Here is a 25,248-nt window from a genome sequence, read left to right as displayed (position 1 = left end):
CGGGTTGCGCCGCCGACTTCACGGATTGAGGTTTCAGTCGGTTTTGTCGAGCCGCGCCCAGCGCGCCATCTCGCCCAATGAGACGGCTCCGGCGCCGCGGCCCGCAGGAGCTTCTGTGGAGGTAACCGGAACGGTTCCGCAGAACATTGCCAAAAGCATCTCCATGACCACGGCGACGCGGTCATCGGCAATCGAGTAGTAGATCTGCCGGGATTCGCGGCGTGTCCGGACGACGCCGGCTTGACGGAGTTCGGCCAGTTGCTGGGAGAGTGCCGGCTGCTTAAAGCCCAGTTCGTCCTGTATCTCGCCGACCGAACGTTCCCTCTGCGCAATGTGGCAGAGGAGCATCAACCGGCTCGGCGTGCTGAACAGCCGCATGAAGTCGGCAGCTTGCGCAGCCTTGTCCTGCATCGCGTCGGAAAAAAGCGCCAAATCACTCATGCACGGCGCTCCCGATAGTACCAGGTCTGGCCTTCGATCACCTGCTCGGCGTCGTCCATGGAGGATGCTGCGGGCTCGATCAGCGCTTGACCTGGTCGCCAGCCTTCCGGCGTGAGCGCACATTCTCGGTCCGACGTTTGCAGTGCCTCAACGAGGCGCAGAAGCTCATCCACCGAGCGGCCGACATTCATCGGATACCATACGATAGCTCGGATGGTGCCCTCCTGATCGATGACATAAGTCGCACGGACCGTGCCGCTGTTTTCCGAGGACCGGTCGAGCATCCCATATGCCCGGGCAATGACCATCGCGGAGTCCTCTATGACCGGGAACCGCACCTTTACCCCGAAGCTGCGTTCGATATCTCGCAGCCAGGCGACATGCGAATAGAGGCTGTCAACCGATAATCCCAGTAGGTCGCAATTCAGCTTGGCGAATTTTTCCTGGGCTCGGGCAAAGGCGATGAATTCACTGGTGCAGACAGAAGTGAAGTCGGCCGGGTGGGAGAAAAACAGAAGCCAACGCCCCTGATAAGTCGACAGAGATACCTCACCGGCCGTGGAACGGGCGGCAAAGCCTGGCGCTTTGTCGTTGATCCGAAGGGCCTGTGGCGCTTCATCCCTATCCGAATTCACTGCTTCCATTGCCGATCCTTTCCGTCGAACAGCCGCTAGATGGCTATAGCGGAGGCTCAGTTTCATGACCATTGAAAATACACACTTGCATACTTACTGTAAATATGTATTTTAGCGCCATCGACAGGAGGAAACTATGTCAGGCTCCATCACCGATACGCATCTTTCGCATGCCTCCAAAATCGTCCGGCACGCACTCGAAACTTCGACACAACGCCCTGTAATCAAATCGTTCTTTGACCCTGCGACCTTCACCGTCAGCCATGTCGTCCGCGATCCCGGCTCCAGCGCCTGCGCCATCATCGACAGCGTCCTGGATTACGATCCCGCGTCCGGGCGCACGATGAACGTGTCCGCTCGCGCCCTTATTGATTACGTAAAATCCGAAAATCTCGAAGTGCAGTGGCTGCTCGAGACGCATGCCCACGCCGACCACCTTTCCGCAGCGCCACTTCTGCAATCCGAGCTCGGCGGCGAGCTTGCGATCGGCCACGAAATCGTTCGGGTACAGGAAGTCTTCGGCAAGATCTTCAATGCCGGTACGGAGTTCCAGAGGGACGGCAGTCAGTTCGACCAGCTTTTCCGGGACGGCGACCGGTTCAAGATCGGCAATCTGGATGCAATTGTCCTTCATGTGCCGGGACATACGCCCGCCTGCCTGGCCTATGTCATCGGCGACGCCGTCTTCCCTGGCGACACGCTGTTCATGCCGGATTATGGCACAGCGCGCTGCGACTTTCCGGGCGGAGACTCGAGAACACTCTATCGGTCCATCAAGCGCCTGACCCAACTTCCGGGCGAGGCGCGCATGTTCATGTGCCATGACTACAGGGCGCCGGGGCGGGACGAATTTGCCTGGGAGACGACCGTGGATGCCGAACGCACCGGCAACATCCATGTGCACCAAGGCGTGACAGAGGATGAATTCGTGGAAATGCGCAACCATCGGGACGCCACGCTGGCGATGCCCAAGCTGATACTACCCTCGGTGCAGGTCAACATGCGCGGGGGCAAGCTACCTCCTGCTGAGGACAATGGCGTCCAGTACCTGAAGATCCCAGTCAACGCGTTGTAACCGATATGTCTGACCTCAACTTCATCTGGCCGCTGACCGGCGGCCTTCTGATCGGCCTTTCCGCCGCCCTCTACCTGCTGCTCAACGGCCGCATCGCGGGCATATCGGGGTTGACTGCCTCGGCCTTTGGATGGACGGGTGTCGGCATCAGCCCGCTTGGCGTCGCCTTCTTAAGCGGAATTCTTGGCGGCAGCGCGATTGCGTTCGTCTATATCCGGCACGCCGAGCTCGCGATCACATCCTCGCCTTTTTTTCTGGTCATCGGCGGTCTGCTGGTGGGCTTTGGCACGCGGCTTGGCTCCGGCTGCACCAGCGGCCACGGCGTCTGCGGACTGGCGAGGCTTTCGCCCCGCTCGATTGTCGCAACGGTGACCTTCATGGCGGTTGCGGCAGCCACAGTCTTCGTGACACGCCACGTGATTGGGGGTCTGTGATGACGCGACGCATTCTTGTTTCGATCCTCTGCGGGATCCTGTTCGGCGTCGGACTGGTCGTGTCGGACATGGTTAATCCCGGGCGTGTGCTGGCCTTCCTCGACGTCAGCGGCGCCTGGGACCCGACGCTCGCCTTTGTCATGGGCGGCGCTTTGATCCCCTCGTCGGTCGCCTATGCAATCCGGCGTCGCCGCATTCGACCGGCATTCGATACCGAATTCCATGTTCCGGCTAGCCGCACGATCGATGGCAGGCTCGTCTCTGGGGCGGTTCTGTTCGGCCTCGGATGGGGGCTGGTCGGACTGTGCCCCGGTCCGGCTATCGCATCTCTCGTCACCGGCCGCTGGGAAACGATCGTTTTCGCTGTGGCCATGCTCGTGGGCATGTTTGCCTACCACCTCGTCTCGTCCCGGCGAGAAGCGCCGCTTCGGGCTCACTGAAAAAGAGAATTCCATGAACATTCGCTCAAGAAGGGGGCCGCTTGACGGCAGCCTCTGCCTGCACAAATGACCCTCGATCTGATGCAATATGGTCTCGGGGCTTTGTCCGGCGGACTGGTCGGCTTCACGCTCGGCCTGTTCGGCGGCGGCGGATCAATTCTGGCAGTGCCCTTGATGGTCTACGTCGTCGGCGTCCCAAGCGCCCATTTGGCGATCGGAACAAGCGCCGTCGCGGTTGCCGCCAATGCCTTGGCTAATCTTGTCGGTCATGCAAGGCTCGGCAACGTCAAATGGCGTTGTGCCGGCGTCTATAGCGTCGCGGGCATTGTCGGCGCCTTCCTTGGATCGAGCATCGGCAAGATGGTCGACGGACAGAAGCTGCTCGTCCTATTCGCGCTTTTGATGCTCGTCGTCGGAGCTCTGATGTTGCGCAAACGTGGAGCGGAAGGGGACCCAGCCGCTCAATGTTCGCGAGGTAACGTGCGGAAGGTCGCCGGTTTCGGCGGTTTGACGGGCGCCCTCTCCGGATTCTTCGGGGTAGGCGGCGGCTTCCTCATCGTCCCTGGACTAATCGCCTCCACGGGCATGCCGATCCTCTATGCGATCGGCTCTTCCCTCGTAGCCGTGACGGCCTTCGGACTGACCACGGCCGTGAACTATGCCATATCCGGATATGTCGACTGGCCCCTGGCCGCGATCTTCATTGGCGGCGGCATCGCGGGCGGACTGCTTGGCGCCTTTCTTGCCAGGCATCTTTCCGCGCGCAAGGGTGCGCTGAACAGCCTCTTTGCCACCCTTATCTTCGTTGTTGCAGCCTACATGCTCTATCGAAGCGGCGGACAGATGTTAAACGCCTGAAAATCGCCCCTCACGCCCTAGTGGCGATCCGAGTTCGCTAACTTGACGATACCCTCTCGCCGCTTGCGTCCCGACAAGGAGGCAAGACCCTCCCTGCTTAAAAAAATCGGCGACAGCAGCATTGCGGAGCGACGAAATGAGTGAAGTCGAACAGAAGGTACGCCGGGCGGCCCCGAGGGGGATCGCAAGTACGGGACCTGTGATCTTCTCCTATGGGTTCAGAAATTTCTTCCTTGGCGCTGGCCTTTGGGCCATTGTGGCCATGGCGCTTTGGATGATGGCATAGATGGGGAGCACTACGGTAGGCGGTAGCTATGGCGCGCGCTTTTGCCACTCTGGGACTCACGGTGTAAAGGTACACGGCTCACGTGTTGAAATCGAACGGCTGGACGCCCTTCTTGCTGTTGCGAAACCAGATCCCTCGATCGACGACCCTGAAAATTTATCCCGATTGACTTCCAGCTAGGACTAAACCCTTTGCCAGTTCCGAATTCAGGTGATCGGCGAGCCTTATGGCAAAGGCCAGGATCATTAACGTGGGATTTGCATGGCCGCTGGTCGGGAACACCGATCCGCCGGCAACATAGAGATTGGGTAAGCCGTGGACCCTGCAATTCTGGTCGACAACGCCTGTCTTCGCATTGTCCGACATCCGCGTCGTGCCAAGCGTATGCGCCATGTCGATGATGACGACATCCTGTGGTCTTCGTTCGAGTGCCCAATTTTCAAGCATCGGGGCAGGCAGGCCAGCGCTTATCAGGGCCGAGCGTGAGAGTTCGGCGATCCTGAGCAGCGTCTGGCGTTCGACATCGTTGATCCGCCAATCGACCTTAGGGAGCGGAATGCCAAACCGGTCCTTCCTTGAGCTCAGACTGATCCTGCTGTCGGGGTTCGGAATCTGCTCCGAGATCGCATCAATCCCCAAGCCGATCAGCTTGTGCGGCACGCCATGATCCTGGAATTCATTGGCGACGACATTCGGGGACAGCCTGATTGCGGTATTGACCACAAGATCCTTGAAGACCTTGGGAGTCCGGTTGTCGGAAAGGACCTTCATTCCGATTCCCTTCGCAATAAGTCCGGAACCTGACGCAACCGAAAGCAGGTCGCGTCCGACATTCGTACTGCGCCTGCGCAAGAGCTTCTTCAATGCATCCCACGGATCGTCCAGTGCGCGCTCTGAGACGAAGTAGACGGCGGCATTCAGCAGCTGCTCGCGCTCCTGTATCTCCGGTGTCAGCGCCAAGCCATGCATGAACATGTGCGCACGGCCATTGTGGTGAACGCCGAAGAAGCCGAACAGCTTGGCAAGCACGGCCATTTGGTCGGTCGGAATTCTGCCGATGCGCGCTCCTGGATGATCCATCAGATAGCGCCCGACGACATCGTGGTGATTGCCAATTCCGTTCGAATACACATCGTTGGATGCTAGCAGCAGCCTGGCGTTTTCAATCCCGCTCGCGGCAAGCACGCACAACTTGGCCTCGATGCGGGCGCGCTTGCCTTCCATGCTTGCGACGTCGAGATGTGAGAAACGCGATCCGTCTGGGCTCAGGCCGACATGCGTCACGGTCGCATTCAGAAGAACATGAGTGTTATCCGGCCGTCGCGCCATGAATTCGCTCCCGAAGCGCATGACGTCGAGCCGATCCACCCGCGAGCGGGCAAACTGCCAATAGAAGGAATGAAGTCCCTCCTCTTCAAAACGGCCCGGCGGCTCCTTGGGGCTGAGGTTCAGCACCTCCATTGCACGCTGGAGATAACGATCGATGTGCGCGCGATCGACCGGCCAGCCCGAATTTGGGACCCAAGCGCGAGCCTTGAAGTCAATGGGGCTGAAGGGTGCCGATTTCCCAGCCCAGGCATGTGTCGATCCGCCGAGCGCCCGGCAGCGAACACCGAAGGGCTGCACCTCCTGAGACCAAAACTCAGCTTGAGGGCTGTGAAATGTTATCCGCTTGCAAAACTGCGCCTCGGACATCGGCTGGCCAACGTTCTCGACCTCGTTGAGTGCCGAATGCTCCGGATTTTCGAGTTCAAGCCCACTTTCGACGACGAGCACCCGTCTGCCCGCCCCAGCGCATTGCGCTGCTATTGTCAGCCCCGTGGGACCACCCCCTACGACAACGAGGTCCGCCGCAATGATCGAATTGTAGTCATAGTTGGACAGGCGCTCGATTTTCATCAGGGTCATTTCCGTCAATACAAACAGATATTCGGATGCCAACGGCGATACATTAGCCTTTCCGAAATTTTCGACAAGTAACCAAAAAGTCGGAAACCTTAATACCGGTATAAATTCGATACCATGATGCGTCGGCGCCTAACACCAAAGACTAGCTTGTGCGGCGATGTCGAAACTTGCCAATCGGAAGTTGGATCTTCTTCCGGATGCTCCTATGGCTCCTGATCGGAAATCGGACGACCGCTATGCGGGGCGCGCAACAGTGCATCGATCACATCCGCGTGCCGGATATTCCTGTCAAACCGGCTGTCGGCGGCCAGGCGCATCAGCCCGGCGAAAACATCGCCAGCTTTGGGCTTCTCGCCTTCACCACGCAGATAGCTGGCGAAACTGCGGTACTGGCTATTGGCAGGAATTTCGAGCGGATTGTTGCTGCCGATCTTCTTCAGCGGCCACATAGACCAGCCGATATCGTTGTTCTCCGCCAGTTCGACAGCGCGGGCATACCAGTCGTTGGAGTTCTCTCCCGTCTCGCCGTTCCACAGCGGCATGTCGTATTGCGCGCGTAGTTTCAGGAAAGGCTCGATCGTCTCCTGCGTCGTGGCGGTCCAGTATTTGTGGTAACTCAGCACCGTGTTGCGGTCGGCGACGGGCAGCAGACCGGCATAGTTGTTACCCCAGCAATTGCCTTCGATGATCAGCATATGATTGGTATCAACGGAGCGGATCGCCCGGATGGTTCGCTCGTAAAGGTCCCGCAGCGGCTTGTTGCCGGTTTCGCTACAGCCATGGATGTCGGTCTTGTCCTGGAAACCCCAGTTCGGTTCGTTGAGCAGATCGTAACCGGCAATGGTCGGCTCTTCTTTGTAGCGCCGGGCGATTTCCATCCACAACGCGATCATCTTCGCCTGATTGTCGCCGCTCTCCCACAGCGACGGCTTCTGGGGATCGCGGTCCGAAATCGCCAGATCATTGCCCTGGCCGCCGGGCGCGGCGTGCAAATCGAGGATCAGAACCATGCGATTGGCCTTCAGCCAAGCGATCAAGGCATCGACGCGCCGAAACCCTTCCACATTCCAGACGATTTTACCGGGGCCACTCTTACCTGCCGTATCTTTGATGAACAAATTCCAATGCATCGGCAGTCGAACACTGTTGAAGCCCCAACCGGCCATTGCGTCGATATCGGCTTGCGTAACGGCATTGTCGCGCCACGACCGATAGAACTGCTCGGTCTTGCGCGCACCGATGATCTCTGAAATGCGGCTGCGGATGACGCGCTGGGCGCCAAGATTGGACAGGCCCAGCATATAGCCTTCCTGGACCATCCATCCTCCCAACCCCATGCCGCGCAGGATTTGCGGCTTGCCGTCGCCGTCGACGATCCGCTGGTGATCGGCATGAACGAACCCCTCCGCGTGGGCTGCTGGTGAAAAGAGGACCAGAGACACGGCCAACAGAACGGCAAGCGCAAGCAGACGGTGTTTCATCGGTACATCCAACGTTTTCACCAGTTTGGCGCCGGATGGGGCCAAGGCAAGGCCCCTTAGGCTTGATTTCGCTCTGATTTGCATTGCGGAGCGCTATTGTCATGACAATTTTTTTCACATCGGGGTCGACGATGACGCATGAGATAACGCCTGGAATCAGGCGGAAAGGCCGCGCAACAGGTATTCTAGGCTTGAGACGCGATTGGGTTCCTGAGGCCTGGATTGTCCGACGAGATATCCGCAGCCATTCCATCCGGCCTCTCTTGCTTCCTTGGGGGTTACGCCGAACTCGTGCCGGAAGGTTCGGCTGTACGCGGAAGCATCGTAGAAACCCCACTGCTCCGCTATGCACGCGATTGGACGCATATCGCAACTGTCGGACAAGGCGTCGCGCGTGCGAAGCAGACGCTGACGTCTGATATAGGCGGATATGCCTCCAAGCGGTTCAAATAGTCTGTACAGGCGGGATCTCGATACGCCGAGTGCGATGCAGAGCGTATCCGGGGTCAGATCGGCTTGTGCAAGCCTTTGGTCGATCAACCGTCGTGCGCGCTCCATCAATATCAAATTGATCGGTTTTTTAGCCTCCGCAACTCGGTTTCGCGACGGCGCCAAGCACATTTCCATGAGGCAACGGGTAGCTTCGACGACATGAGGGAGTTCCGTTGTCTTGAGCTCAGGCAAGGATCGATTGAGGAGCAGCAGGTAGTCTCCCAGCAGCGACCCAAGCCGGCCCGCGGCCTCCGCGTTCAGCTTGTCATCGAACTCGAAGGACGAGGCGAACAGGTCGCGCGGCATGAACAAGGTGAGGGCTCCATCCGCCTCCATCTCCGCTTCGAAAGGCTTTGACAGGCAGTAAAGGCCCGGCGAAGCCCGGCCTTTCGCGGGAGCGTCGCCAGGTTTGCATGAGTGAAACGGCATCAGGACGTACCAATGATCAAGCCTGGTTTTTCTGATATGCCGCCAGTGGTGAGCATATCCTTGTCCCGGTAGCTTGGTCCGCGTAAAAACCAGCTTTCCAAGGTCCCAAACCATCTGGCGTGCGGGAAAAGACGCATCCTCGCTCTTGGCGAGAGAGAGATCCCAAACGCCTTCGTGAGCGGCGCGAAAAACGTCGAATTGATCTCTCGGAGGGAAAGCAGCCGTCGTAAAGTCTATAGAGCATGACAACCTGCCATCACGAAGCTGTTTGCGATCATCGATTTTCAACGGAGACATACTGGTCATCGACGTACTCCAAAGCGCTAAGGCCTACGAAGCTGCTTACACGTCCACAATCCTGTTCTTATTATGGTCAGGAATCCCTCTGAAATGCCTGTGGCAATCGGATTTCTGCCGGTCTTTCGCTGGTCAACTGGAAAACCATGCGGCGCATTTCATGCCAAAATGACGCAACCGCAATTACAAGGTAGTCCATCATCGATTGTTGTCAACCATCGACTCTACCAACGATTTCAGACTTGTTATTTAAGCGATTGCGAATTATTTTCCCCATTGAAAAATACTGCTTTTGCTTCTGCAGGCTTGCCCGTGAGTCAGGCTTAGGCCCGAACCTGACATCCACATCAGCTTCAACTTATCGTAGACGTGTCTTACGGTTAGTCGCTATGCAAAAATCCTTGGAGCATAAATCCTTGGAACTTGATCTGAGGGGTATCCAGAGCGAACTTCGCCATAACGAGTTCGTGCGAATTAGCGATGCGCTTGGGCCCACCGAGGGCATTTTCCGCGCCAGGGAACACGGCCAATATCGGCGGATCGACGATTTCATCTTCCTTTACGTGCAGAATTTCGAAGTCCTTCAATCCCATAGCATAGCAATGGCGCGCGGAGGCCTCATCTGCATTCAAATAACCATCAAGGGTTCTTATCAGCGCTGTGTTGGTGAGCATGTCGAACGCGTCAACCCAGCGCAGATCCAGATCACCAATTGCCCGCGCTCCATCTCGGAAACCGCGGTCGGAGCAAAATTTCGCGGGATTATGATCGCTTGCGACAGACAGTATTTCCTCGATCACTTCGGGCTGAGGCCAGACAACATTCCGGCGCTGTATAAGCCAATCTTCCTCACGGATGTGGGAATGGCCGATGCCTTGAGGCTGCCGCCAACACCCTCCATCATCACGACCACAGATCAGATTATTTCCTGCAGGTACGAAGAGCCGTTGAAGACGATGTATCTCAAGGCGAAGACGATCGAGATCATCTGTGATGTCGTTGCCCAGCTCAATGGCCTTGCCCTGCGAAGGGCAATCCGTTTGCGCTCCGCCGAGAGCAAGGCCCAAGCGATTAAAACCGCAGCGGCGATCTACAGGAGAGAGATCCACAACCAACCCACCATCAAGCAGATGGCACTTCGTGTCGGACTTAACCACAATGAGCTGACGATAGGCTTTCGCGAGCTATTTGGTGCCACGCCCCATGCTTATGCGCAGATGGTGCGAATGGAAGAAGCCAGGGATCTGCTAAGCGCTGGGCAGCTGTCGATCAGCGAAATCGCGCGGCGCGTCGGCTATGAAGGCTATTCAAGCTTTTCGCGCGCCTACCATATGCACTACGGCCGTGCCCCTTCCCTCATTGAGGGCCGTGACGACGGATAATCGGCGGCTAGGTCTGTTTCCATCCTATGCGCGAATTTCGTCGGCGAAGATTCGATATGTCCACAAACCAGATGCAAAGACCGTCAAAGCGCGGTTGATTTGATTGTGGCTGAGGCCAGCCCGCGCCTGGACGTCATCTATCCAGCGAGGGATAGCATGTTACCAAGGCTCTGCCCCTGCAAGGCAAGCCGTGTCCCGGTCTCGGAGAAAACGCGCAGACTGTCGCGAATTGCTTGCGAGCGAACATCTCGTGGCGATATACCAAACTCGTGTCTGAAAGCCCGAGTGAAGGCGGAGGGATCGATAAAACCCCATTGCTCGGCGATCTGGCAGATCGGCCGCCGGTCGTCCTGGTTGGAAAGCGCCTTACGGGTTTGAAGCAACCTTTCGCGACGAATGTAGGCGTGGATGCCGCCGTCCGCTTCGAAAAGCCGATAAAGACGTGCCCTCGAAAGGCCGAGATCCCGGCAAAGACTGTCGACCGTCAAATCGGCATCCAGAAGCTTGCGCGCGATCAGCTGTCGCGCCCTTTCCATGATCGTCCGATCGATCGGACTTTGTGCCTTTGCGATGCCCTCGCGCGATGGAGCCACACATGCAGCAAGAAGGGCACGAGTGGCATCGACGATATAGGAAGTCTCGGTCAATCGGACCTCATGCAACGACCTGTGTAGAAGCAGCATGTAATCCGCCAGCAGCGAGCCTAGCCCGCCGCCGAACTCGACGTTTGCCATATGGTCGCCGGCCACGAACAAGTCGTGGGGCACGTAAAGGGCCAAACTGCCCGATGCTGCTGTTTGCGATTCAAACGGCCTTTCAAGGCAGTGCAATGTCGGCATGCCGGCCGGAATTTCCTCACAATCGTTGTACCCGGAGGACTGAAGAGGTAGCAAGATGTACCAATGGTCGAATATCGGCTTCCTCAGATGGCGCCACCCGTAAATACAACCGTCGCCGGGAAGCCTGGTATAGGCGAAGACCATCTTCCCGAGATCCCAAACGACCTGGCGCGCCGGAAAAGTGGCGCCATTGCTTTGGACAAGCCGACCCTCCTCGACCCCTTCCCTCATGGACCGAAAGGCATCGAACTGCTCGTGCGGCGGATATTCCAGTGTGGTGAAATCGATCGAAGCAGTCAGCGTGTCGCCGACACCTGCGACGTCGATGGCATGCAAGAGCTTAGACATATTGAACATATGAACGCTCCCGATGATTGGTGGGCCCCACGCCACGTCTGCCGTAGGCAAGATTATTGATAGTTGCTATGCGTTGAACGTGCTCGTGAAGATTAGACATAGGCGGGTGAAGATCGGCGTCATGGGAATGAGCGCGCGGCGGCGCCAGATCATCGCCCGAACCAGCCTCCGTCGACGGGCAGCGCCACGCCGTTTACCTGAGCTGCAGCATCAGAACAGAGAAAGGCGGCGAGTGAACCGAGCTGGTCCGGCGCCTTCAGCTCATAGGATAGTTGCAACTCTCCAACGGGTGTTTTCCGGCGGGTCTTAGGGCGGCGATCGTTGGCACCTTTGGCATCGTTACTGATCGTGCTGACATGAGGGCTGGGCACCCAGCCCGGACAAATCACATTGCAGGTAACACCGCAGCCCGCGAGATCGACCGCCACATCCTTCGTCAAGCCAATCACGCCGTATTTCGATGCCTGGGCGGCGCTTTTGTTTTCCGCATCGGCCCGGCACATGGGCGCAACATTGATGATCCTTCCCCAACGGCGCTCAAGCATCTGTGGAAGAACCGCACGTATCGTCAGCCAGACGGCTGTCAGATTGATTGCGATTGTTACATCCCATTGCTTCGCGGCAGATGTCAGCGCGGAATCAGGTGGCTGAATGCCCGCATTGTTGACCAGGATATCGATACGCCCCATGGCATCGGTTGCATGGCCGATGAGCTCGATGGCCTCCTCCGCGTTCGAGAGATCTGCTGCCCCGAACACCACCCGAACGCCATAGACTTTGGCGATTTCCCGGCAGAGCGCTTCATTCGCCCGGGCATCTCCAGGCCCATTGATCAAAAGATCGGCGCCGCCTGCGGCTAGCTTGCACGCAATTCCAAGGCCGATACCGCTCGTCGAACCCGTTACGACTGCCACCCGCCCTTTCAAGATGACATCTCCTTCCCTGAAACCCGCAGAAAATCTTCCTTCCGGTTCCGAGAGGGCTGCAGCGCCGTACGTCCTAAAGCGAGATGCCGAAAAACTGTGCAAGATTTCGGCTGGCGTCCCCTCCAACGTTTTGACGTTGAAGCAGATCTGGAAACAGGCCGATGCAACCATTGCCTGTCTGGCCACACAATTCGGAATATCTAGCACCAATTTTGTAGCGTGGATGAGCTGGGCTTGAAATGGCGTGAAATCTCAATTCTGATCACAGAATCCCATATATTGCATTGCAGGACCAGGTTTGCCCATCGCTCCCGTCCCACTGGGGCCCGCATCGCCGCGACGGGCCTCGGACACTGCTGCCGGTAAGTGCTGGAGATGCGAGCGACCTCCGATTGCCACGTCAGAAAGAGACTGTGCGCACAGTTGCGAGATTCTGAACTAATTTCTTCGCAAAGCCGAAAACATACAATGCCTGTGATCCAACCCAGTGTCGTCGAGGGAGCTCACATGTCAGATCTCATCGTCATCGTTTACCCCACGGAATCTAAGGCCGAGGAAGTCCGGCAACGGCTCCTTGAGCTGCAGAAGGAATATTTGATCAAGCTTGGCGACGCTGTCATCGCCACCAAGACCGAGTCTGGAAAGATCAAGCTCAACCAGCTTATGAATACGACGGCGACCGGCGCGATCTCTGGCAGCTTCTGGGGCTTGCTCATAGGCGTGTTGTTCCTCAACCCGATCCTTGGCGTGGCCGTCGGTGCCGCATCGGGCGCCATTGGCGGCGCCTTGACCGATGTCGGTATAAACGACGCCTTCATGAAGGATCTTGCCGCCAGCCTGCACCCAGGAAATGGCGCCCTATTTCTGCTGGTCCAGTCCATCACCTCCGACAAGGTATTGAAAGAAATCCAGGGATACGGCGGCCACGTGCTCAAGACGTCACTCGACGAAACCAAGGAACAGATCCTTCGCGACGCTCTTGAAAGTGCTTCCAAGGCGGCTGAAGCGGACGGCACAAAGACGTAGTTTCGCGCGACACCCGACCAACTGCCGAAAAGGATGCCAGGATCTATCCTGTGCGTCGTTCGCAAGATCGACGCCAGGGTCCATCTTGCGCAGCGACAATGCATTCTGAGCGAGGAAACGATCTTTTCCGTGGTGTAATCCGTTCAGATAGGCATTATTCGATGACCACGCTGATCGATCCCAAAATGGGCGACGTCGAAGCGGACGCCTCCAGCACCAAGCGGCGCTCGCTGCTGTCTCTGACCGGCAGCCTTCTTGCGGAAATCAGCCTTCCTAAACTCATCCTGGTCTGGTTCTTGCTGGTCGCCCTACCGGCCCTGGTGCTGGGGTTGGTGCCGCTTGTCGGGACCGCCTGGCTCGCACAATTCTCGCGCAGCCTTGCAAGTTCCTACCGCGGCATCTGGCCATTCATCATTCTCCTGATCGTTGCCGCGATCGGCTGGCTCGGCGGGAAACCACTCCATCGCGCTGCCGAACAGGGTTTCTGGTCACTGAATTCGCTGGCGATACAACCGGCTTACGCGCTGTTTCGCGAAGCTGTGCGCCATTTTCTGGAAGCGATGTTCGAGAGCCGGCTGAACGAGAAGCGTCGGGCCCGGTTGCGTGGCGTGAGCGCAGCGGTCGCGGGCCTGCTTCTATGTCTGTTCTGCCTAGCGGTGATTGCCGTTTCATGGCCCTATTCACGTTGGACGGGCGACCTCTCCGATTTGACGGCGCCTCTTTCACTTGTCGTTCCCACCCTCGCCAACGCGCTCATCATCCTCTGCATCTATTGTGCAGGGGCCGCACTGGTCTGGGGTCTCGCCGACGCCGCAATGGACCAGCCGCAGGGCTTCATCGGCTTCAGCCATCAATCGGAGCTGACACGGAAATGGCGGGTCGCACACCTGTCCGACATCCATGTCGTCGGCGAGCAATATGGCTTTCGCATCGAGAGCGGACGATCGGGACCGCGCGGCAACGACCGGCTGGCGCAACTTTTTGTGAGGCTCTCGGCGATCGATAGCGAAAATCGGCTGGATCATATCCTGATCACCGGCGATATAACCGATGCCGGCCGATCACCCGAATGGGCAGAATTTTCGACCACCCTGTCGCGTTATCCGGAGTTGGCCGAACGAACGCTTCTTCTGCCCGGCAATCACGATATCAACGTGGTGGACCGAGCCAATCCCGCCCGGCTCGACCTACCGATCAGTCCTGCCCGACGGCTGCGGGAGATGCGGGCGCTATCTGGAATGGCGACGGTGCAATCCAACAGGGTTCGTGTAGTGGATCACTCGACCTGGGAGCTCGGCGCCACCCTCGCCCAGGCGCTGGCGCCCTACCGCACCGATATCGCAACATTCGCGGATCGCGGGGGTTTTCGGCTGGCTGCGAGCCTTGCCACGATCTGGGCGGAGGCCTTCCCGATGATCCTGCCGCCGAATGAAGACGAAGGTCTCGGAATCATCCTGCTGGATTCCACCGCTCAGACACATTTCTCCTTCACGAATGCGCTCGGGCTGATATCGTCCGAACAATCGAAAGCGATCAAGGCGGTTATAAAACGGTTTCCGCGCGCTTCCTGGATTGTGGCTCTGCACCATCATCTGATCGAATATCCAGGCCTTTCGAAGGCGTTTTCGGTGCGGATCGGCACCGCCTTGATCAACGGCTCCTGGTTTGTACGGCAACTGCAGCAGTTAGGCGACAGGATCATCGTCATGCATGGCCATCGCCATATCGACTGGATAGGACACTGTGGGAAGCTTAAAATCGTCTCGGCCCCTTCTCCCGTCATGGGGAGCACAGGCCGGGACGTCACCCATTTTCATGTCCACACATTTGGGATCGACCGGGAAGGCGTATTGGTGATGCTTCCACCAGAACGCGTGGATGTCCCAGGCTCCGATCTTTCCGTTTAGCGCCGGTCCTTCCCGTCATCCTTGGCTCTCTGCAAATCCGCCAGCCATCGTGTAGCAGGAGATTGCTCACAGAACGTCAGTATGGCGATCGTGATCGGAACCCCGATGAAAGCACCGAACAGCCCCCAGATTACCGTCCAAAGGAAAACCGAAAACAGCACCACGAACGACGAAATAGCCAGTGCGTTGCCGGCCACGCGTGGCTCGATATAGCTGCCGAATGCGAACTGGACGACATTGAGGCATGCGAAGACAATCAGCGCGGCCTGCAGGGATTCGAATTGGGCCAGTGCATAGAGCGTCGGCAACAACGTGGCGACGAACGGCCCGATGAATGGTATGTAGTTCAGGGTGAAGGCGATGATGCCCCACTCGGCGGCGAATTGAAGGCCGAACGAAAGAGCAAACACCCAGACCATCGCTCCGGTCACGATGCTCATGATCGTCCTGATCAGCATGTAGCGGCGAAACTTGGCGGCAGTCAGGCTGCAGCCGTCGATCAGTATGCGTGCCGTTTCCGTTCCCATCAACGTCCGAATCCTTCGGCTGACGGGAGCGATTTCGAGAAGCCCGAGCAGCACATAGACGAGGACCACGAGCCAGAAAGAAATCAAGGTGTTGAGGCGCGCTGTCAGCCCCTGCAACATTCCCATGGCCCAACTCATGTTGAAATGCTCGCTCCAAATGCCGGCGACGACCACGCCATGGTCCTCCAGCCAGATGACGGCGTGGTCGTAAAGCATCTGGAATCGTTGAGCGTCCGATATCAATGATCGCGCGATACGCCCGAAGCCCCAGGCAGCAACGGAAGCGAAGAGGATAAACACAACGAGGACAACCGCGACCACAAGCGCCAGCGCAAGGAGCTGCGGCAGATAGGACTGAAGCGTCCTTTGCATCGGCCATACGATGGCAATGATGAAGAGAGCGCAAGCGACCGGCGCAAAAATAACAGCAGCAAGATGGAGAGTAGTAAGGACCGCTATTGCGGCGATAATGCCGAGGAGAACGAGTATGGTTCGATCATTAGCCATGAATATCCATCGGAACGTAAGAAACGATATCGTCGGTACTGTCGAAACTTTTGTGGATATCAGATCGAAGCCGCACGACGGTCGGTCGAAGGCGTTATCCTACGTGCTGATCTTGTCCTTGTATATCTTCCCGTCCTTCATGATCATCAGGAAATTCTTGTCGGGATTGGCGACAAGCGTGATATCCGCCAAAGGGTCACCGTCCACAAGCAAGAGATCGGCAAAAGCGCCGTCTTCTATGACTCCAAGCTTGCCAGGATAGGGATTGCGCAGGTTGGAAAGTGCAAGCAGCTCGGCGTTCCTGGCGGTCGCCATCATCAGGATTTCGGCATTATTGTACCATTTAGCCAGATGGGTGAGCATAGTGCCCTGACGCACAGTCAACGCGCCCGAAAACAACAGATCGGTGCCGAAAGCCGTCTTGATCCGATGCTTGTTGGCGAGCTCATATGCACTGTTGGTACCGGCAAATACCTGCAGCATCTTGGCTCTGCTCGGACCTGTCAGCGGGACGGAATCATCGTCGTTCAGGAAGGGCTGAATGCTGAGCCAGATCCCTTTGTCGGACATCATCCTAGCCGTTTCATCGTCCATCAGATGCGCATGCTCGATACAAGCGGCGCCTGCCGTGATCGCTCGTTGAACCGTATTCGGCGCATAGGCATGTACGGTTATGTAGGTGTTCCAGTCCTTGGCGACCTCGACGGCTACGCGAAGCTCGCTTTCGCTGAAGGTCGACATATCCAGCGGACTGCGCGGCGAAGACACGCCGCCGCCGCCAACCAGCTTGAGTTGCGAGGCGCCCTGCAACAGCTGCTCGCGGGCCCTGAGCTGGACCTCCGCCGCGCTGTCTGCGACCGCACCGCCACCGGTCTGTTCGCTCACGCTGACAGGCCCACCGAGGCTTCTCGGTATATCTGATAGTGGCCGCAGGTCCCCATGCCCGCCGCTCGTGGTGATCATCGCTCCGGATGGATAGATTCGCGGGCCGCTAATCAGGCCGTCGTCGATCGCCTGTTTCAAGGCGAATGCAGGCCCGCCGACATCCCGAACGGTTGTGAAGCCGCGCATCAGCGTTCGTTCGGCTTCCGTGCTGGCAGCCAGGAAAATGTAACCGATATCCGCGCTCATCAGCACCTGGATCGGTAAGGCGGCGAACAGGGCGTGCCAATGGGCGTCGATAAGGCCGGGCATGATGGTGCGACCGCCACAATCAATGACCTTCGTGCGCTCTGGAGGGGCGTGATCCTCTCGTACCAGGGACTTGATCCGGCTTCCGTCGACAAGCAGGCGATATCCGTCTTGCAGCGCACCGGATTTACCGTCGAACAGCCGGAAATTCGTGAACAGGATGGGGGAGTGACGTCCGCGCGTCAGCGGCGATCTGCGCCTTGGCGCGGCTGCCGAACCCCAATGCCGCCACCGATGCCGCCATACCTGCCACAAAGCCCCGGCGCGATAGATCCACATTGATCCGCCGGGTCAGGGACTGGATTTCCGGGCGATGGCAGAGGCAGTCGATATGTTCAGCGGGTTTCTCAGGTGCATCCCCGGACGTGCAAGAAAACATGGCTTGCCTCGTTCACTTTGAGCGACAGTACGGTCACCGCACCCATTGGCCATGGATGAACATCCACTCGCCGTTGCGTTTGGTCCAGCGCGGCTGCCGATAGTGGAAACCAGGTCTCGCGGCAATCCAACGGCCAGGCACCCACACATAGTCGCGTCTGCGGACGCTCCATTCCCAGTATCCTGGTACCCAGACATGGCCACGCCGTGGCGGCGGCCTTCGCTCGGAGCGAGGACGTGGAGGTGGGCGATTCGGCCGATCTCCCGGTCTCTGAGATCTTTGAGCGTCGGCTTCTGCGGGGAGGATCGCCACTATTGGCGCGATGGTGGCACCAGTCAAAAGTGCCTTAAGTAAGAAACGTCGTGAAAACATAGCTTCCCGCCTATTGGCTGCCGGCAAGCTTTTGCCGAATGAGCGAACGTAGCTTAGCTCACGATCATCCGTTCGTGATGAGCAGGGAATCTCAACCTTATGCAGAGCGGCTCAATAGCGCCAAGGCTGCGGTTGCGATCGCGAGCAGAAGGATACGGGCAACACGAACGTTTAAGGGCCAAAACGACCCGCCGCCCGGAAGGGATTGGGACCGGAAGCACAACTTTGGGATTCTTTGCCGGTCACAGCGCCACATGGAAAAGGCTAGAATACAGAAATGCGCGTTAGCACCCCGGCATTCCAGTCACCCGGTCCAATCACCTGGCCCAGTCGCCTGGTCCAGTCACCTGGCCCAGTCACCTGGCTTCGAGTCATCGCCCCATGATTTCCGCTTCTGAACAGAAATTTTCAGTATGGACGCTGACGGCGATGTGCGTCGGCTCTATGGTTGGCGCAGGGATTTTCTCGCTGCCGCAAGCCTTCGGTCGAGCAACAGGACCATTCGGAGCCGTGATCGCCTGGTCGATCGCCGGCGTCGGCATGCTCATGCTGGCTTTCGTCTTCCAGTCGCTCTCCCAACGCAAGCCAGATCTCGATGCCGGCATCTACGCCTATGCCAAGGCCGGCTTCGGCGATTATCTCGGCTTTCTGTCGGCGCTGGGCTACTGGTCGGCGGCCCTCCTCGGCAACGTGTCTTATTTCGTACTCATCAAGTCGACACTCGGCCTGTTCTTTCCAGTCTTCGGCGACGGCAACACCATTACCGCGATCGTGACCTCGTCAGTCCTTCTTTGGATTGTCCATTTTCTCATCCTACGCGGGATAAGGGAGGCGGCCGCACTCAACACGATCGTGACCTTCGCGAAAATCATTCCCATACTTCTGTTCATCGTCCTGGTTTTCTTCGGCTTCAAGGCTGATGCCTTCGGTGCCAATTTTTGGGGTAGCGGGGCGACTTTAGGAGACATAGCAGGTCAGGTCCGTGCGACAATGCTCGTCACTGTCTTCGTCTTTGTCGGGATCGAAGGGGCAAGCGTCTATTCGCGCTATGCCCGCAATCGCTCCGATGTCGGCATCGCGACGCTTTTTGGATTCCTCGGAGTGCTCTGCCTGCTCGTTCTTGTCACGATGTTGTCCTATGGAGTGATGCAGAACGCAGAGCTCGCTCGGCTTAGAAACCCGTCGATGGCCGGTGTTCTCGAGGCCGTCGTCGGTCCCTGGGGCGCCCTGTTCGTCAGCGCAGGCTTGATCATTTCCGTGGCGGGTGCTTACTTGTCCTGGGTTCTTCTCGCCGCCGAAATCCTTTTTTCGGCCTCCAAATACGACACCATGCCCCGGTTTCTCTCCCACGAGAACAGGAACGGCGTTCCGTCCAATGCGCTGTGGCTCACCAATATTGTCGTCCAGATATTTCTCATTCTCACGCTGTTTGCCCAATATGCATTCCGCCTTGCGCTTGAGCTCACGAGTTCGATGATACTGATCCCCTATCTCCTTGTCGCAGCCTACGGCGTTAAGCTCGCCTGGACAGGCGAGACCTACGATCGCGATCCGGCCGGTCATCGCGGTGATCTTGCGCGATCTGGCATTGCGCTCATCTATACAATCTGGCTGATTTATGCGGCTGGAAGCACACATCTCCTGCTGTCCGCCGCCATTTATGGCCCCGGCAGCATTCTGTTCATCATGACGCGCCGCGAGCAGCGCAGGGCCATCTTCAGCATGGCCGAGCTGATCATGTTCGCGGTAGCAGCCATCGGCGCCATCGTCGCAGTCTATGCTATCGCTACCGGCCGCATCACCGTCTGAGCCGTTGCTCAGGTCGTGCGAGCTGATCTGTCTGTGATATCCAGTGACAAGCGCAGGCGCGCGGAACAGCGACATTTCCCTTTCCTAAAAAAGGGACGCTCGGCACAAAGGTGAGACTTTCAGCTCATTCGCTGGTGGTAAATTTGAGGCATAAAATCTCGAGACGCAACCTGCGAGCAATCGGATTGGTGTCTTATGGCTTCGGGCTCCACGCAGAAGTTTTCGTTTTTCGCGCTGACAGCGATGGTTGTCGGCTCGATGGTGGGTGCGGGCATCTTCTCGCTCCCTCGTACTTTCGGGGCGGCGACCGGCCCGTTTGGCGCAATCATCGCTTGGTGCATCGCCGGCGGCGGCATGTATATGCTCGCGCGCATCTTCCAGGCGCTGGCGGAACGCAAGCCGGATCTCGACGCCGGCGTCTATGCCTATGCCAAAGCCGGATTCGGCGACTATCCCGGCTTCTTGTCGGCCTTCGGCTACTGGATTGGCAGCTGCATCGGCAACGTCTCCTACTGGGTACTGATCAAGTCCACGCTCGGCCGGTTCTTTCCTGTCTTCGGTGACGGCAACACACTCGTCGCAATCGTCGTCGCTTCGATCGGTATCTGGCTGTTCCACTTCATGATCCTTAGAGGCGTGCAACAAGCGGCCTTTATCAACACTGTCGTCACCGTCGCCAAGGTCGTGCCCATCCTCACCTTCATCGTGCTGCTTGCCGTCGCCTTTAAGCTCGATCTGTTTCGCGCCAATTTCTGGGGTGGCGAAGGGATGCCGGTAGCCTCGCTTCTGGAGCAAGTCCGGGCGACGATGTTGGCGACAGTCTTCGTCTTCATCGGTATCGAGGGCGCCAGCAATTACTCTCGCTACGCACAGACCCGCGCCGACGTGGGCGCGGCGACCATTATCGGATTCGTCGGCGTTACCGCGCTCATGGTGTTGGTGACGCTGTTGCCATACGCCGTCCTGCAACGTCCGGAGATCGCAGGCATGACTCAGCCTTCGATGGCGGGCGTGCTGGCAGCGGTCGTCGGCCCGTGGGGCGCGATTTTCATCAGCGCCGGTGTCATCATTTCGGTTTTAGGCGCTTACCTCGCGTGGTCGCTGGTATGTGCGGAAGTCCTCTACGTTGCTGCTCGCACGGACGACATGCCCCGCCTCTTCGGCACCGAAAACCAGAACCAGGTTCCGGCGGCGGCACTTTGGCTGACAAACATCATCGTCCAGCTTTTCGTGATCAGCACCTACTGGTCTCGTGACGCGTTTGCGCTGATGTTGAACCTGACTAGCGCCATGTCATTGATCCCGTATCTGTTTGTCGCCGCCTACGGCTATCTCGTCGCGCAGCGCGGCGAGACCTATGAGGTCAGGCCGGAGGAGCGCAGACGCGACCTGATCATCGCTGGCGTTGCTGTGATCTATACGATCTTCATGATCATCGCCGGTGGATTGAAGTTCGTCCTTCTATCGGCTCTTCTTTACGCTCCCGGTACGATCCTCTACTTCTGGGCCCGCCGCGAGCAGGGCAAGCAGATCTTCAACACGACCGTCGACTGGGTAATCTTCGCCGCCGCAGTCATTGGCTGCATCGCCGCGATCACCGGATTGTCCACCGGCTACCTGACAATCTGAAGAGGAGGTAATGCATGTCTTCTGCAAGCTCCACTCAACAAGCTTTCGGTGTTCATTCGGAAGTTGGCCAGCTGCGCAAGGTCTTGGTGTGCGCTCCCGGCCGCGCCCATAAGCGTCTGACACCGACCAATTGCGATGCCCTTCTCTTTGACGATGTCCTTTGGGTCGACAATGCCAAGCGCGACCACTTCGATTTCATGACCAAGATGCGCGACCGCGGCGTCGAAGTCCTGGAAATGCATAATCTCCTTACGCAAACGCTGGCGGTTCCCGAAGCCAAGAAGTGGATTCTCGACAATCAGGTCGTGCCGAACCAGATCGGGCTCGGCCTTATCAACGAGGTTCGTTCCTATCTCGAAGGACTGTCGGATCGCGAACTGGCCGAAACTCTGATCGGCGGCTTGTCGACCTACGAATTCCCGGAAAGCATTGGTGGCGAGCAGCTGGCGCTGATCCGCGATGCGGCTGGCGTCAATGAATATCTCCTCCCGCCGCTTCCGAACACGCTTTACACGCGTGACACCACCTGCTGGATCTATGGCGGGGTGACGCTCAACGCGCTCTACTGGCCCGCACGCCACGAGGAGACCATCCTTACGACCTCGATCTACAAGTTTCATCCGGACTTCGCGGGAAAGGTCAAAGTGTGGTGGGGTGATCCCACCAAGGACTGGGGCCTGGCCACGTTTGAAGGTGGGGACGTCATGCCGATCGGCAAGGGTAACGTGCTGATCGGAATGAGCGAACGCACCTCACGCCAGGCCATCAGTCAGGTCGCCGCGGCTCTCTTTGAGAAGGGTGCGGCCGAGCGTGTCATCGTGGCGGCCATGCCGAAGCTGCGCGCCGCCATGCATCTCGATACGGTATTCACTTTTGCCGACCGCGACTGTGTTTTGCTCTATCCGGATATTGTCGACGGCATCGAGGCTTTCTCCTACCGCCCGGACGGCAAAGGCGGCGTCGAGTTCCACCGGGATAAGGGCAGCTTCGTCGATACCGTACGCGACGCACTCGGGCTGAAGAAGATGCGCGTCGTCGAAACCGGTGGCAACGATTACACACGCGAGCGCACGCAATGGGACAGCGGCGCCAACCTCGTTTGCGCCTCGCCAGGCGTCGTCTATGCCTACGACCGCAATACCTATGTGAACACATTGCTGCGCAAGGAGGGCATCGAGGTGATCACCATCGTCGGCGCCGAACTCGGGCGCGGGCGCGGAGGTGGCCATTGCATGACATGCCCGATCGTCCGTGACGCTGTCGACTACTAAGGCGACAACGCGAAGGCCGCTGCAAGGGAGAACCAGAGGTGCCGTCATGAGTAACGTGAACCAATGGGCCGGACCCGACCATAACCGATGGGTCTGGTTTCTCTGCCTCGGCATCGCGCTCGTTTTAGGCGGCGTTCTCGCGATCATGTTGCCCGCAATATCGAGCATCGCCGCGGGTCTTGTCCTGGGGCTTGTCCTGGCGGCCGTCGGCATCCTGCAGCTTGTTCAGGCCTTTCGCGTAACGGCCTGGACTGGTTTTGTCTGGGGACTGCTGGTCGGCTTTGTTCAGCTTGTCGGCGGTGTCCTGATCTACCTCAATCCGCTGGCAGGAGCGATCGCCCTCACCCTGCTGATCGCGCTCGTCTTCATCGTTCAGGGGATCGCGCATATCCTGTTGGCATTACGGCTGCGGCCCCAGATCGGTTGGGGCTGGCTCGCGATTTCTGGCGTTATCGCCCTTCTCGCCGGTGCTTTGCTGGCGTTCAAAATGCCCTTCTCTGGCATTTATACCCCAGGGACGGTCACGGGAATTTCCCTTCTTGTGGCCGGGGGAGCCTATCTCGCGATGGCCGCATCCTCGCGCAGAGCGCATTAGGGCGGGACCGGCCGCTGCCTCCGACCACCCCCGGCGCGAGACTTCGCCGCGAATTTTGCAGGCCTTTCAGGCGACCTCAGATCGCCAATGCGTAGCGAATGCGTCGGAAATATTCGGCGGCGCGCAAAAGGTGCGTGGGCAGGCGTTTCGGGCCGAAGAATTTGACCTGGCTGTAATCCGCCCGATGCCCGATCTGACTGTCGCTGCTATGGCTCATCAAGCTCACGATATTGTGCCTGACGGTAAACACTTTCGAGCCGTGGTGCCAGCCCCTTTCGAGCGCGACATCGAAGGGAAACCTCATGGCGCGCAGGAACGGCAAGACCTTGCCAGCACCGCGCCTGGTGATGACGTAGCAGGCGGCTGAGCCTTGCGGTCCATGCAGGCACCGGCCTATTTCGTCGCCGAGTGCACTTGTTGCGACGCTGAGAAACCCGCGACTTCGATGATTGAAGAGTTTAACGACGTCCGCATCCGGAGTGGCCTCAAGAATGGCGATCGCCCTTTTCGTCAGATCGACTGTGATCTGGATGTCGTCCTCCATGACGAGCGCCGCGTCGAAATCGCTCTCAAGAAGAGTGGAGAGGCAATTGATGTGGCTGCGATAGCAACCATATTCGCCTGGAAGGATGGTTCGCCCTCCATGACGCGCGAATCCTTTCCAATCCACGTCTCGAAAATCTTCCTGCGACAGCTCGTGCCCGTCGGTGGCGGCCACCCTGATGACGTCAATACAGTATTCGTCTGCTTTGGCGCGCACGGCGGCCCATCGATCGGCGGACCTGTCGAGGTTGATGATGTAGACGCCGAGCTTCATCGCGGGTCGCCGACCTGTTTGACCTTGCTATCAAGCAAAGGCAACATGCTTTTTTCGGCTCTGCTGCTTCCATGGATAGCAGCCGCTACCCGTCCGATCGCAAGAAGACCGAGTAGGCGCGCAAGCCGGAAAAGCAGCCGGCTGGTCTCGACGAAGATCCTGTATGGCATGACTGTCACGTAATGCAGCTTTGATCTGTGGTAATCTCCGCGTTTACCCTGGATCTGCGAAGGCAGGCCCAATTGCTGATCTATGGGGAGGGGAACGACAAAGGCCGACTTCAAACCGGCGAAAAACTCAAGATCGAACGCCAAGTCGAAGGGCAACTGCATCGGCGTAAGCTTCCGGACAAACCACTCTGCTGCGCGGCGATTGATGATGTAGGCGCCAGAACCCTTTTCCCGGGTTAAGGCCACCGCCAGACTACGCCTTTCCGTCAGCCAGGAGTAGCGGAATTTTCGGCCAGCGCTAACCGTCGAAAGGCGCAGGATATCCCATTTATCGTTCTGCTTGAGGGCCTCATCCAAAAGCTCCACGAGATCATCCGGAAACTCGAGATCATCCTCCAGAATAAGAGCAAACTCGCCGCTCGAAGCGAGAAGACGCCTCGCACACTCGATATGGCTCAGATAACAGCCGACTTCGCCAGGATTGCGCCGGCGACCATGTTTGAAGCGAAAGGCGAACTCATTGAAACCCGGTATTGGAAACTCGATGGAGGCGCCCTCTACCGCCGACACTCGCTCGGCAGACAGCCCGATGGACGCAAGCTTCTGTTGCATGGTAACCAACCGATCGGCCGCGCGATCGAGGTTGATCAAATAAATCTTCAGCGACGCTTCGCCAGGCTTCGCATTTATCATGCCACATCCACTCCGTACTGGCGTTTTCACCGCCACATCGGGAGCGACCATGTTCAGCTCGGCTTACGGCACGCT

The 25,248-nt window shown here is 58.1% G+C and carries 23 protein-coding genes and 1 pseudogene; 12 read left to right on the top strand and 12 right to left on the bottom strand.

From position 1 onward, the window contains the following. Positions 1 to 33 precede the first annotated feature (33 nt). Entirely contained in the window at positions 34 to 441 is a 408-nt protein-coding gene (locus PY650_RS09510) for an ArsR/SmtB family transcription factor (protein ID WP_285878905.1), read from the bottom strand. Further along, positions 438 to 1,085: a peroxiredoxin gene (locus tag PY650_RS09505; protein WP_285878904.1), complete on the bottom strand. Its 648-nt coding sequence runs from the start codon at positions 1,083 to 1,085 to the stop codon at positions 438 to 440. Before PY650_RS09505 ends, PY650_RS09510 begins: the two co-directional genes overlap by 4 nt. 127 nt (positions 1,086 to 1,212) lie before the next feature. Here PY650_RS09505 and PY650_RS09500 point away from each other — a divergent pair, with 127 nt between their 5' ends. The 5 genes and pseudogenes from PY650_RS09500 to PY650_RS09480 form a co-directional block, all read left to right on the top strand. Continuing rightward, positions 1,213 to 2,151: an MBL fold metallo-hydrolase gene (locus PY650_RS09500; protein WP_285878903.1), complete on the top strand. Its 939-nt coding sequence runs from the start codon at positions 1,213 to 1,215 to the stop codon at positions 2,149 to 2,151. A gap of 5 nt (positions 2,152 to 2,156) precedes the next feature. Further along, positions 2,157 to 2,585, top strand: a complete 429-nt coding sequence (locus PY650_RS09495; protein ID WP_285878902.1) for a YeeE/YedE family protein — start codon at positions 2,157 to 2,159, stop codon at positions 2,583 to 2,585. Next, positions 2,585 to 3,025, top strand: a complete 441-nt coding sequence (locus tag PY650_RS09490; protein ID WP_285878901.1) for a DUF6691 family protein — start codon at positions 2,585 to 2,587, stop codon at positions 3,023 to 3,025. The genes PY650_RS09495 and PY650_RS09490 overlap by 1 nt, the downstream gene beginning before the upstream one ends. Positions 3,026 to 3,091: 66 nt before the next feature. After that, on the top strand, positions 3,092 to 3,883 hold the full coding sequence (locus PY650_RS09485) for a sulfite exporter TauE/SafE family protein (protein WP_285878900.1): 792 nt from the start codon (positions 3,092 to 3,094) through the stop codon (positions 3,881 to 3,883). A 136-nt stretch (positions 3,884 to 4,019) separates the two neighbouring features. Beyond that, positions 4,020 to 4,166: pseudogene (locus PY650_RS09480) on the top strand (NnrS family protein); the annotation flags it as partial. Between the two features lie 159 nt (positions 4,167 to 4,325). Here the strand turns inward: PY650_RS09480 and PY650_RS09475 are convergent. The 3 genes from PY650_RS09475 to PY650_RS09465 form a co-directional block, all read right to left on the bottom strand. Continuing rightward, positions 4,326 to 6,068, bottom strand: a complete 1,743-nt coding sequence (locus PY650_RS09475) for a GMC oxidoreductase (RefSeq protein ID WP_285878898.1) — start codon at positions 6,066 to 6,068, stop codon at positions 4,326 to 4,328. 212 nt (positions 6,069 to 6,280) lie between these two features. Continuing rightward, entirely contained in the window at positions 6,281 to 7,558 is a 1,278-nt protein-coding gene (locus PY650_RS09470) for a glycoside hydrolase family 5 protein (RefSeq protein WP_285878897.1), read from the bottom strand. Between the two features lie 156 nt (positions 7,559 to 7,714). After that, a complete protein-coding gene (locus PY650_RS09465; protein WP_285878896.1) occupies positions 7,715 to 8,386 on the bottom strand; it encodes a helix-turn-helix domain-containing protein in 672 nt (223 codons plus the stop codon). Positions 8,387 to 9,018: 632 nt separating this feature from the next. Between PY650_RS09465 and PY650_RS09460 the strand changes: the two genes are divergently transcribed. After that, the gene (locus PY650_RS09460; RefSeq protein WP_285878894.1) at positions 9,019 to 10,158 is read left to right on the top strand and encodes a helix-turn-helix transcriptional regulator; all 1,140 of its coding nucleotides are present in this window, start codon (positions 9,019 to 9,021) and stop codon (positions 10,156 to 10,158) included. A gap of 137 nt (positions 10,159 to 10,295) precedes the next feature. Here PY650_RS09460 and PY650_RS09455 read toward each other — a convergent pair whose 3' ends face one another. Together PY650_RS09455 and PY650_RS09450 are read right to left on the bottom strand one after the other, a co-directional pair. After that, positions 10,296 to 11,354: a helix-turn-helix transcriptional regulator gene (locus PY650_RS09455; protein WP_285878893.1), complete on the bottom strand. Its 1,059-nt coding sequence runs from the start codon at positions 11,352 to 11,354 to the stop codon at positions 10,296 to 10,298. 149 nt (positions 11,355 to 11,503) lie between these two features. Beyond that, entirely contained in the window at positions 11,504 to 12,280 is a 777-nt protein-coding gene (locus PY650_RS09450) for an SDR family oxidoreductase (protein WP_285878892.1), read from the bottom strand. Between the two features lie 507 nt (positions 12,281 to 12,787). On the opposite strand from PY650_RS09450, the gene PY650_RS09445 reads away from it, so the two are divergent. Together PY650_RS09445 and PY650_RS09440 are read left to right on the top strand one after the other, a co-directional pair. After that, positions 12,788 to 13,306, top strand: coding sequence for a DUF1269 domain-containing protein (locus PY650_RS09445; RefSeq protein WP_285878891.1), 519 nt, complete (start codon positions 12,788 to 12,790; stop codon positions 13,304 to 13,306). A gap of 161 nt (positions 13,307 to 13,467) precedes the next feature. Next, positions 13,468 to 15,213, top strand: coding sequence for a metallophosphoesterase family protein (locus PY650_RS09440; protein WP_285878890.1), 1,746 nt, complete (start codon positions 13,468 to 13,470; stop codon positions 15,211 to 15,213). Here the strand turns inward: PY650_RS09440 and PY650_RS09435 are convergent. The 3 genes from PY650_RS09435 to PY650_RS09425 form a co-directional block, all read right to left on the bottom strand. Further along, positions 15,210 to 16,253, bottom strand: a complete 1,044-nt coding sequence (locus tag PY650_RS09435) for an AI-2E family transporter (protein ID WP_432761510.1) — start codon at positions 16,251 to 16,253, stop codon at positions 15,210 to 15,212. The genes PY650_RS09440 and PY650_RS09435 overlap by 4 nt on opposite strands. Positions 16,254 to 16,346: 93 nt before the next feature. Next, entirely contained in the window at positions 16,347 to 17,717 is a 1,371-nt protein-coding gene (locus PY650_RS09430) for a metal-dependent hydrolase family protein (RefSeq protein ID WP_285878888.1), read from the bottom strand. A 133-nt stretch (positions 17,718 to 17,850) separates the two neighbouring features. After that, positions 17,851 to 18,189, bottom strand: a complete 339-nt coding sequence (locus PY650_RS09425) for a hypothetical protein (protein WP_285878887.1) — start codon at positions 18,187 to 18,189, stop codon at positions 17,851 to 17,853. Positions 18,190 to 18,570: 381 nt separating this feature from the next. Here PY650_RS09425 and PY650_RS09420 point away from each other — a divergent pair, with 381 nt between their 5' ends. From PY650_RS09420 to PY650_RS09405, 4 genes are all read left to right on the top strand, one after another. Further along, positions 18,571 to 19,998 carry a basic amino acid/polyamine antiporter gene (locus tag PY650_RS09420; protein WP_285878886.1) on the top strand — a complete coding sequence of 476 codons (1,428 nt, stop codon included), beginning with the start codon at positions 18,571 to 18,573 and terminating at the stop codon, positions 19,996 to 19,998. Positions 19,999 to 20,193: 195 nt separating this feature from the next. Continuing rightward, the gene (locus tag PY650_RS09415; protein WP_285878885.1) at positions 20,194 to 21,627 is read left to right on the top strand and encodes a basic amino acid/polyamine antiporter; all 1,434 of its coding nucleotides are present in this window, start codon (positions 20,194 to 20,196) and stop codon (positions 21,625 to 21,627) included. 14 nt (positions 21,628 to 21,641) lie between these two features. Continuing rightward, positions 21,642 to 22,898, top strand: coding sequence for an arginine deiminase (locus tag PY650_RS09410; RefSeq protein WP_285878884.1), 1,257 nt, complete (start codon positions 21,642 to 21,644; stop codon positions 22,896 to 22,898). 46 nt (positions 22,899 to 22,944) lie between these two features. After that, complete coding sequence (locus PY650_RS09405; protein ID WP_285878883.1) at positions 22,945 to 23,493, top strand: HdeD family acid-resistance protein; 549 nt, start codon at positions 22,945 to 22,947, stop codon at positions 23,491 to 23,493. Positions 23,494 to 23,569: 76 nt separating this feature from the next. Here PY650_RS09405 and PY650_RS09400 read toward each other — a convergent pair whose 3' ends face one another. Together PY650_RS09400 and PY650_RS09395 are read right to left on the bottom strand one after the other, a co-directional pair. Further along, on the bottom strand, positions 23,570 to 24,310 hold the full coding sequence (locus tag PY650_RS09400; RefSeq protein WP_285878881.1) for a glycosyltransferase family 25 protein: 741 nt from the start codon (positions 24,308 to 24,310) through the stop codon (positions 23,570 to 23,572). Further along, a complete protein-coding gene (locus PY650_RS09395) occupies positions 24,307 to 25,173 on the bottom strand; it encodes a glycosyltransferase family 25 protein (RefSeq protein WP_285878880.1) in 867 nt (288 codons plus the stop codon). Before PY650_RS09395 ends, PY650_RS09400 begins: the two co-directional genes overlap by 4 nt. Between the last annotated feature and the right edge of the window lie 75 nt (positions 25,174 to 25,248).

The sequence above is a fragment of the Martinezella calliandrae genome (assembly GCF_030272695.1).
Classification (GTDB): domain Bacteria; phylum Pseudomonadota; class Alphaproteobacteria; order Rhizobiales; family Rhizobiaceae; genus Rhizobium; species Rhizobium calliandrae.
This window is presented reverse-complemented; position numbering and strand designations above follow the sequence as displayed.

Excerpts from the sequence above, each read along its gene's own strand:
- PY650_RS09510 (WP_285878905.1), bottom strand. The coding sequence starts at position 441 with ATGAGTGATTTGGCGCTTTTTTCCGACGCGATGCAGGACAAGGCTGCG.
- PY650_RS09505 (WP_285878904.1), bottom strand. The coding sequence starts at position 1,085 with ATGGAAGCAGTGAATTCGGATAGGGATGAAGCGCCACAGGCCCTTCGG.
- PY650_RS09500 (WP_285878903.1), top strand. The coding sequence starts at position 1,213 with ATGTCAGGCTCCATCACCGATACGCATCTTTCGCATGCCTCCAAAATC.
- PY650_RS09495 (WP_285878902.1), top strand. The coding sequence starts at position 2,157 with ATGTCTGACCTCAACTTCATCTGGCCGCTGACCGGCGGCCTTCTGATC.
- PY650_RS09490 (WP_285878901.1), top strand. The coding sequence starts at position 2,585 with ATGACGCGACGCATTCTTGTTTCGATCCTCTGCGGGATCCTGTTCGGC.
- PY650_RS09485 (WP_285878900.1), top strand. The coding sequence starts at position 3,092 with ATGACCCTCGATCTGATGCAATATGGTCTCGGGGCTTTGTCCGGCGGA.
- PY650_RS09475 (WP_285878898.1), bottom strand. The coding sequence starts at position 6,068 with ATGAAAATCGAGCGCCTGTCCAACTATGACTACAATTCGATCATTGCG.
- PY650_RS09470 (WP_285878897.1), bottom strand. The coding sequence starts at position 7,558 with ATGAAACACCGTCTGCTTGCGCTTGCCGTTCTGTTGGCCGTGTCTCTG.
- PY650_RS09465 (WP_285878896.1), bottom strand. The coding sequence starts at position 8,386 with ATGGAGGCGGATGGAGCCCTCACCTTGTTCATGCCGCGCGACCTGTTC.
- PY650_RS09455 (WP_285878893.1), bottom strand. The coding sequence starts at position 11,354 with ATGTTCAATATGTCTAAGCTCTTGCATGCCATCGACGTCGCAGGTGTC.
- PY650_RS09445 (WP_285878891.1), top strand. The coding sequence starts at position 12,788 with ATGTCAGATCTCATCGTCATCGTTTACCCCACGGAATCTAAGGCCGAG.
- PY650_RS09440 (WP_285878890.1), top strand. The coding sequence starts at position 13,468 with ATGACCACGCTGATCGATCCCAAAATGGGCGACGTCGAAGCGGACGCC.
- PY650_RS09430 (WP_285878888.1), bottom strand. The coding sequence starts at position 17,717 with ATGTGGATCTATCGCGCCGGGGCTTTGTGGCAGGTATGGCGGCATCGG.
- PY650_RS09425 (WP_285878887.1), bottom strand. The coding sequence starts at position 18,189 with ATGTTTTCACGACGTTTCTTACTTAAGGCACTTTTGACTGGTGCCACC.
- PY650_RS09420 (WP_285878886.1), top strand. The coding sequence starts at position 18,571 with ATGATTTCCGCTTCTGAACAGAAATTTTCAGTATGGACGCTGACGGCG.
- PY650_RS09415 (WP_285878885.1), top strand. The coding sequence starts at position 20,194 with ATGGCTTCGGGCTCCACGCAGAAGTTTTCGTTTTTCGCGCTGACAGCG.
- PY650_RS09410 (WP_285878884.1), top strand. The coding sequence starts at position 21,642 with ATGTCTTCTGCAAGCTCCACTCAACAAGCTTTCGGTGTTCATTCGGAA.
- PY650_RS09405 (WP_285878883.1), top strand. The coding sequence starts at position 22,945 with ATGAGTAACGTGAACCAATGGGCCGGACCCGACCATAACCGATGGGTC.
- PY650_RS09400 (WP_285878881.1), bottom strand. The coding sequence starts at position 24,310 with ATGAAGCTCGGCGTCTACATCATCAACCTCGACAGGTCCGCCGATCGA.
- PY650_RS09395 (WP_285878880.1), bottom strand. The coding sequence starts at position 25,173 with ATGATAAATGCGAAGCCTGGCGAAGCGTCGCTGAAGATTTATTTGATC.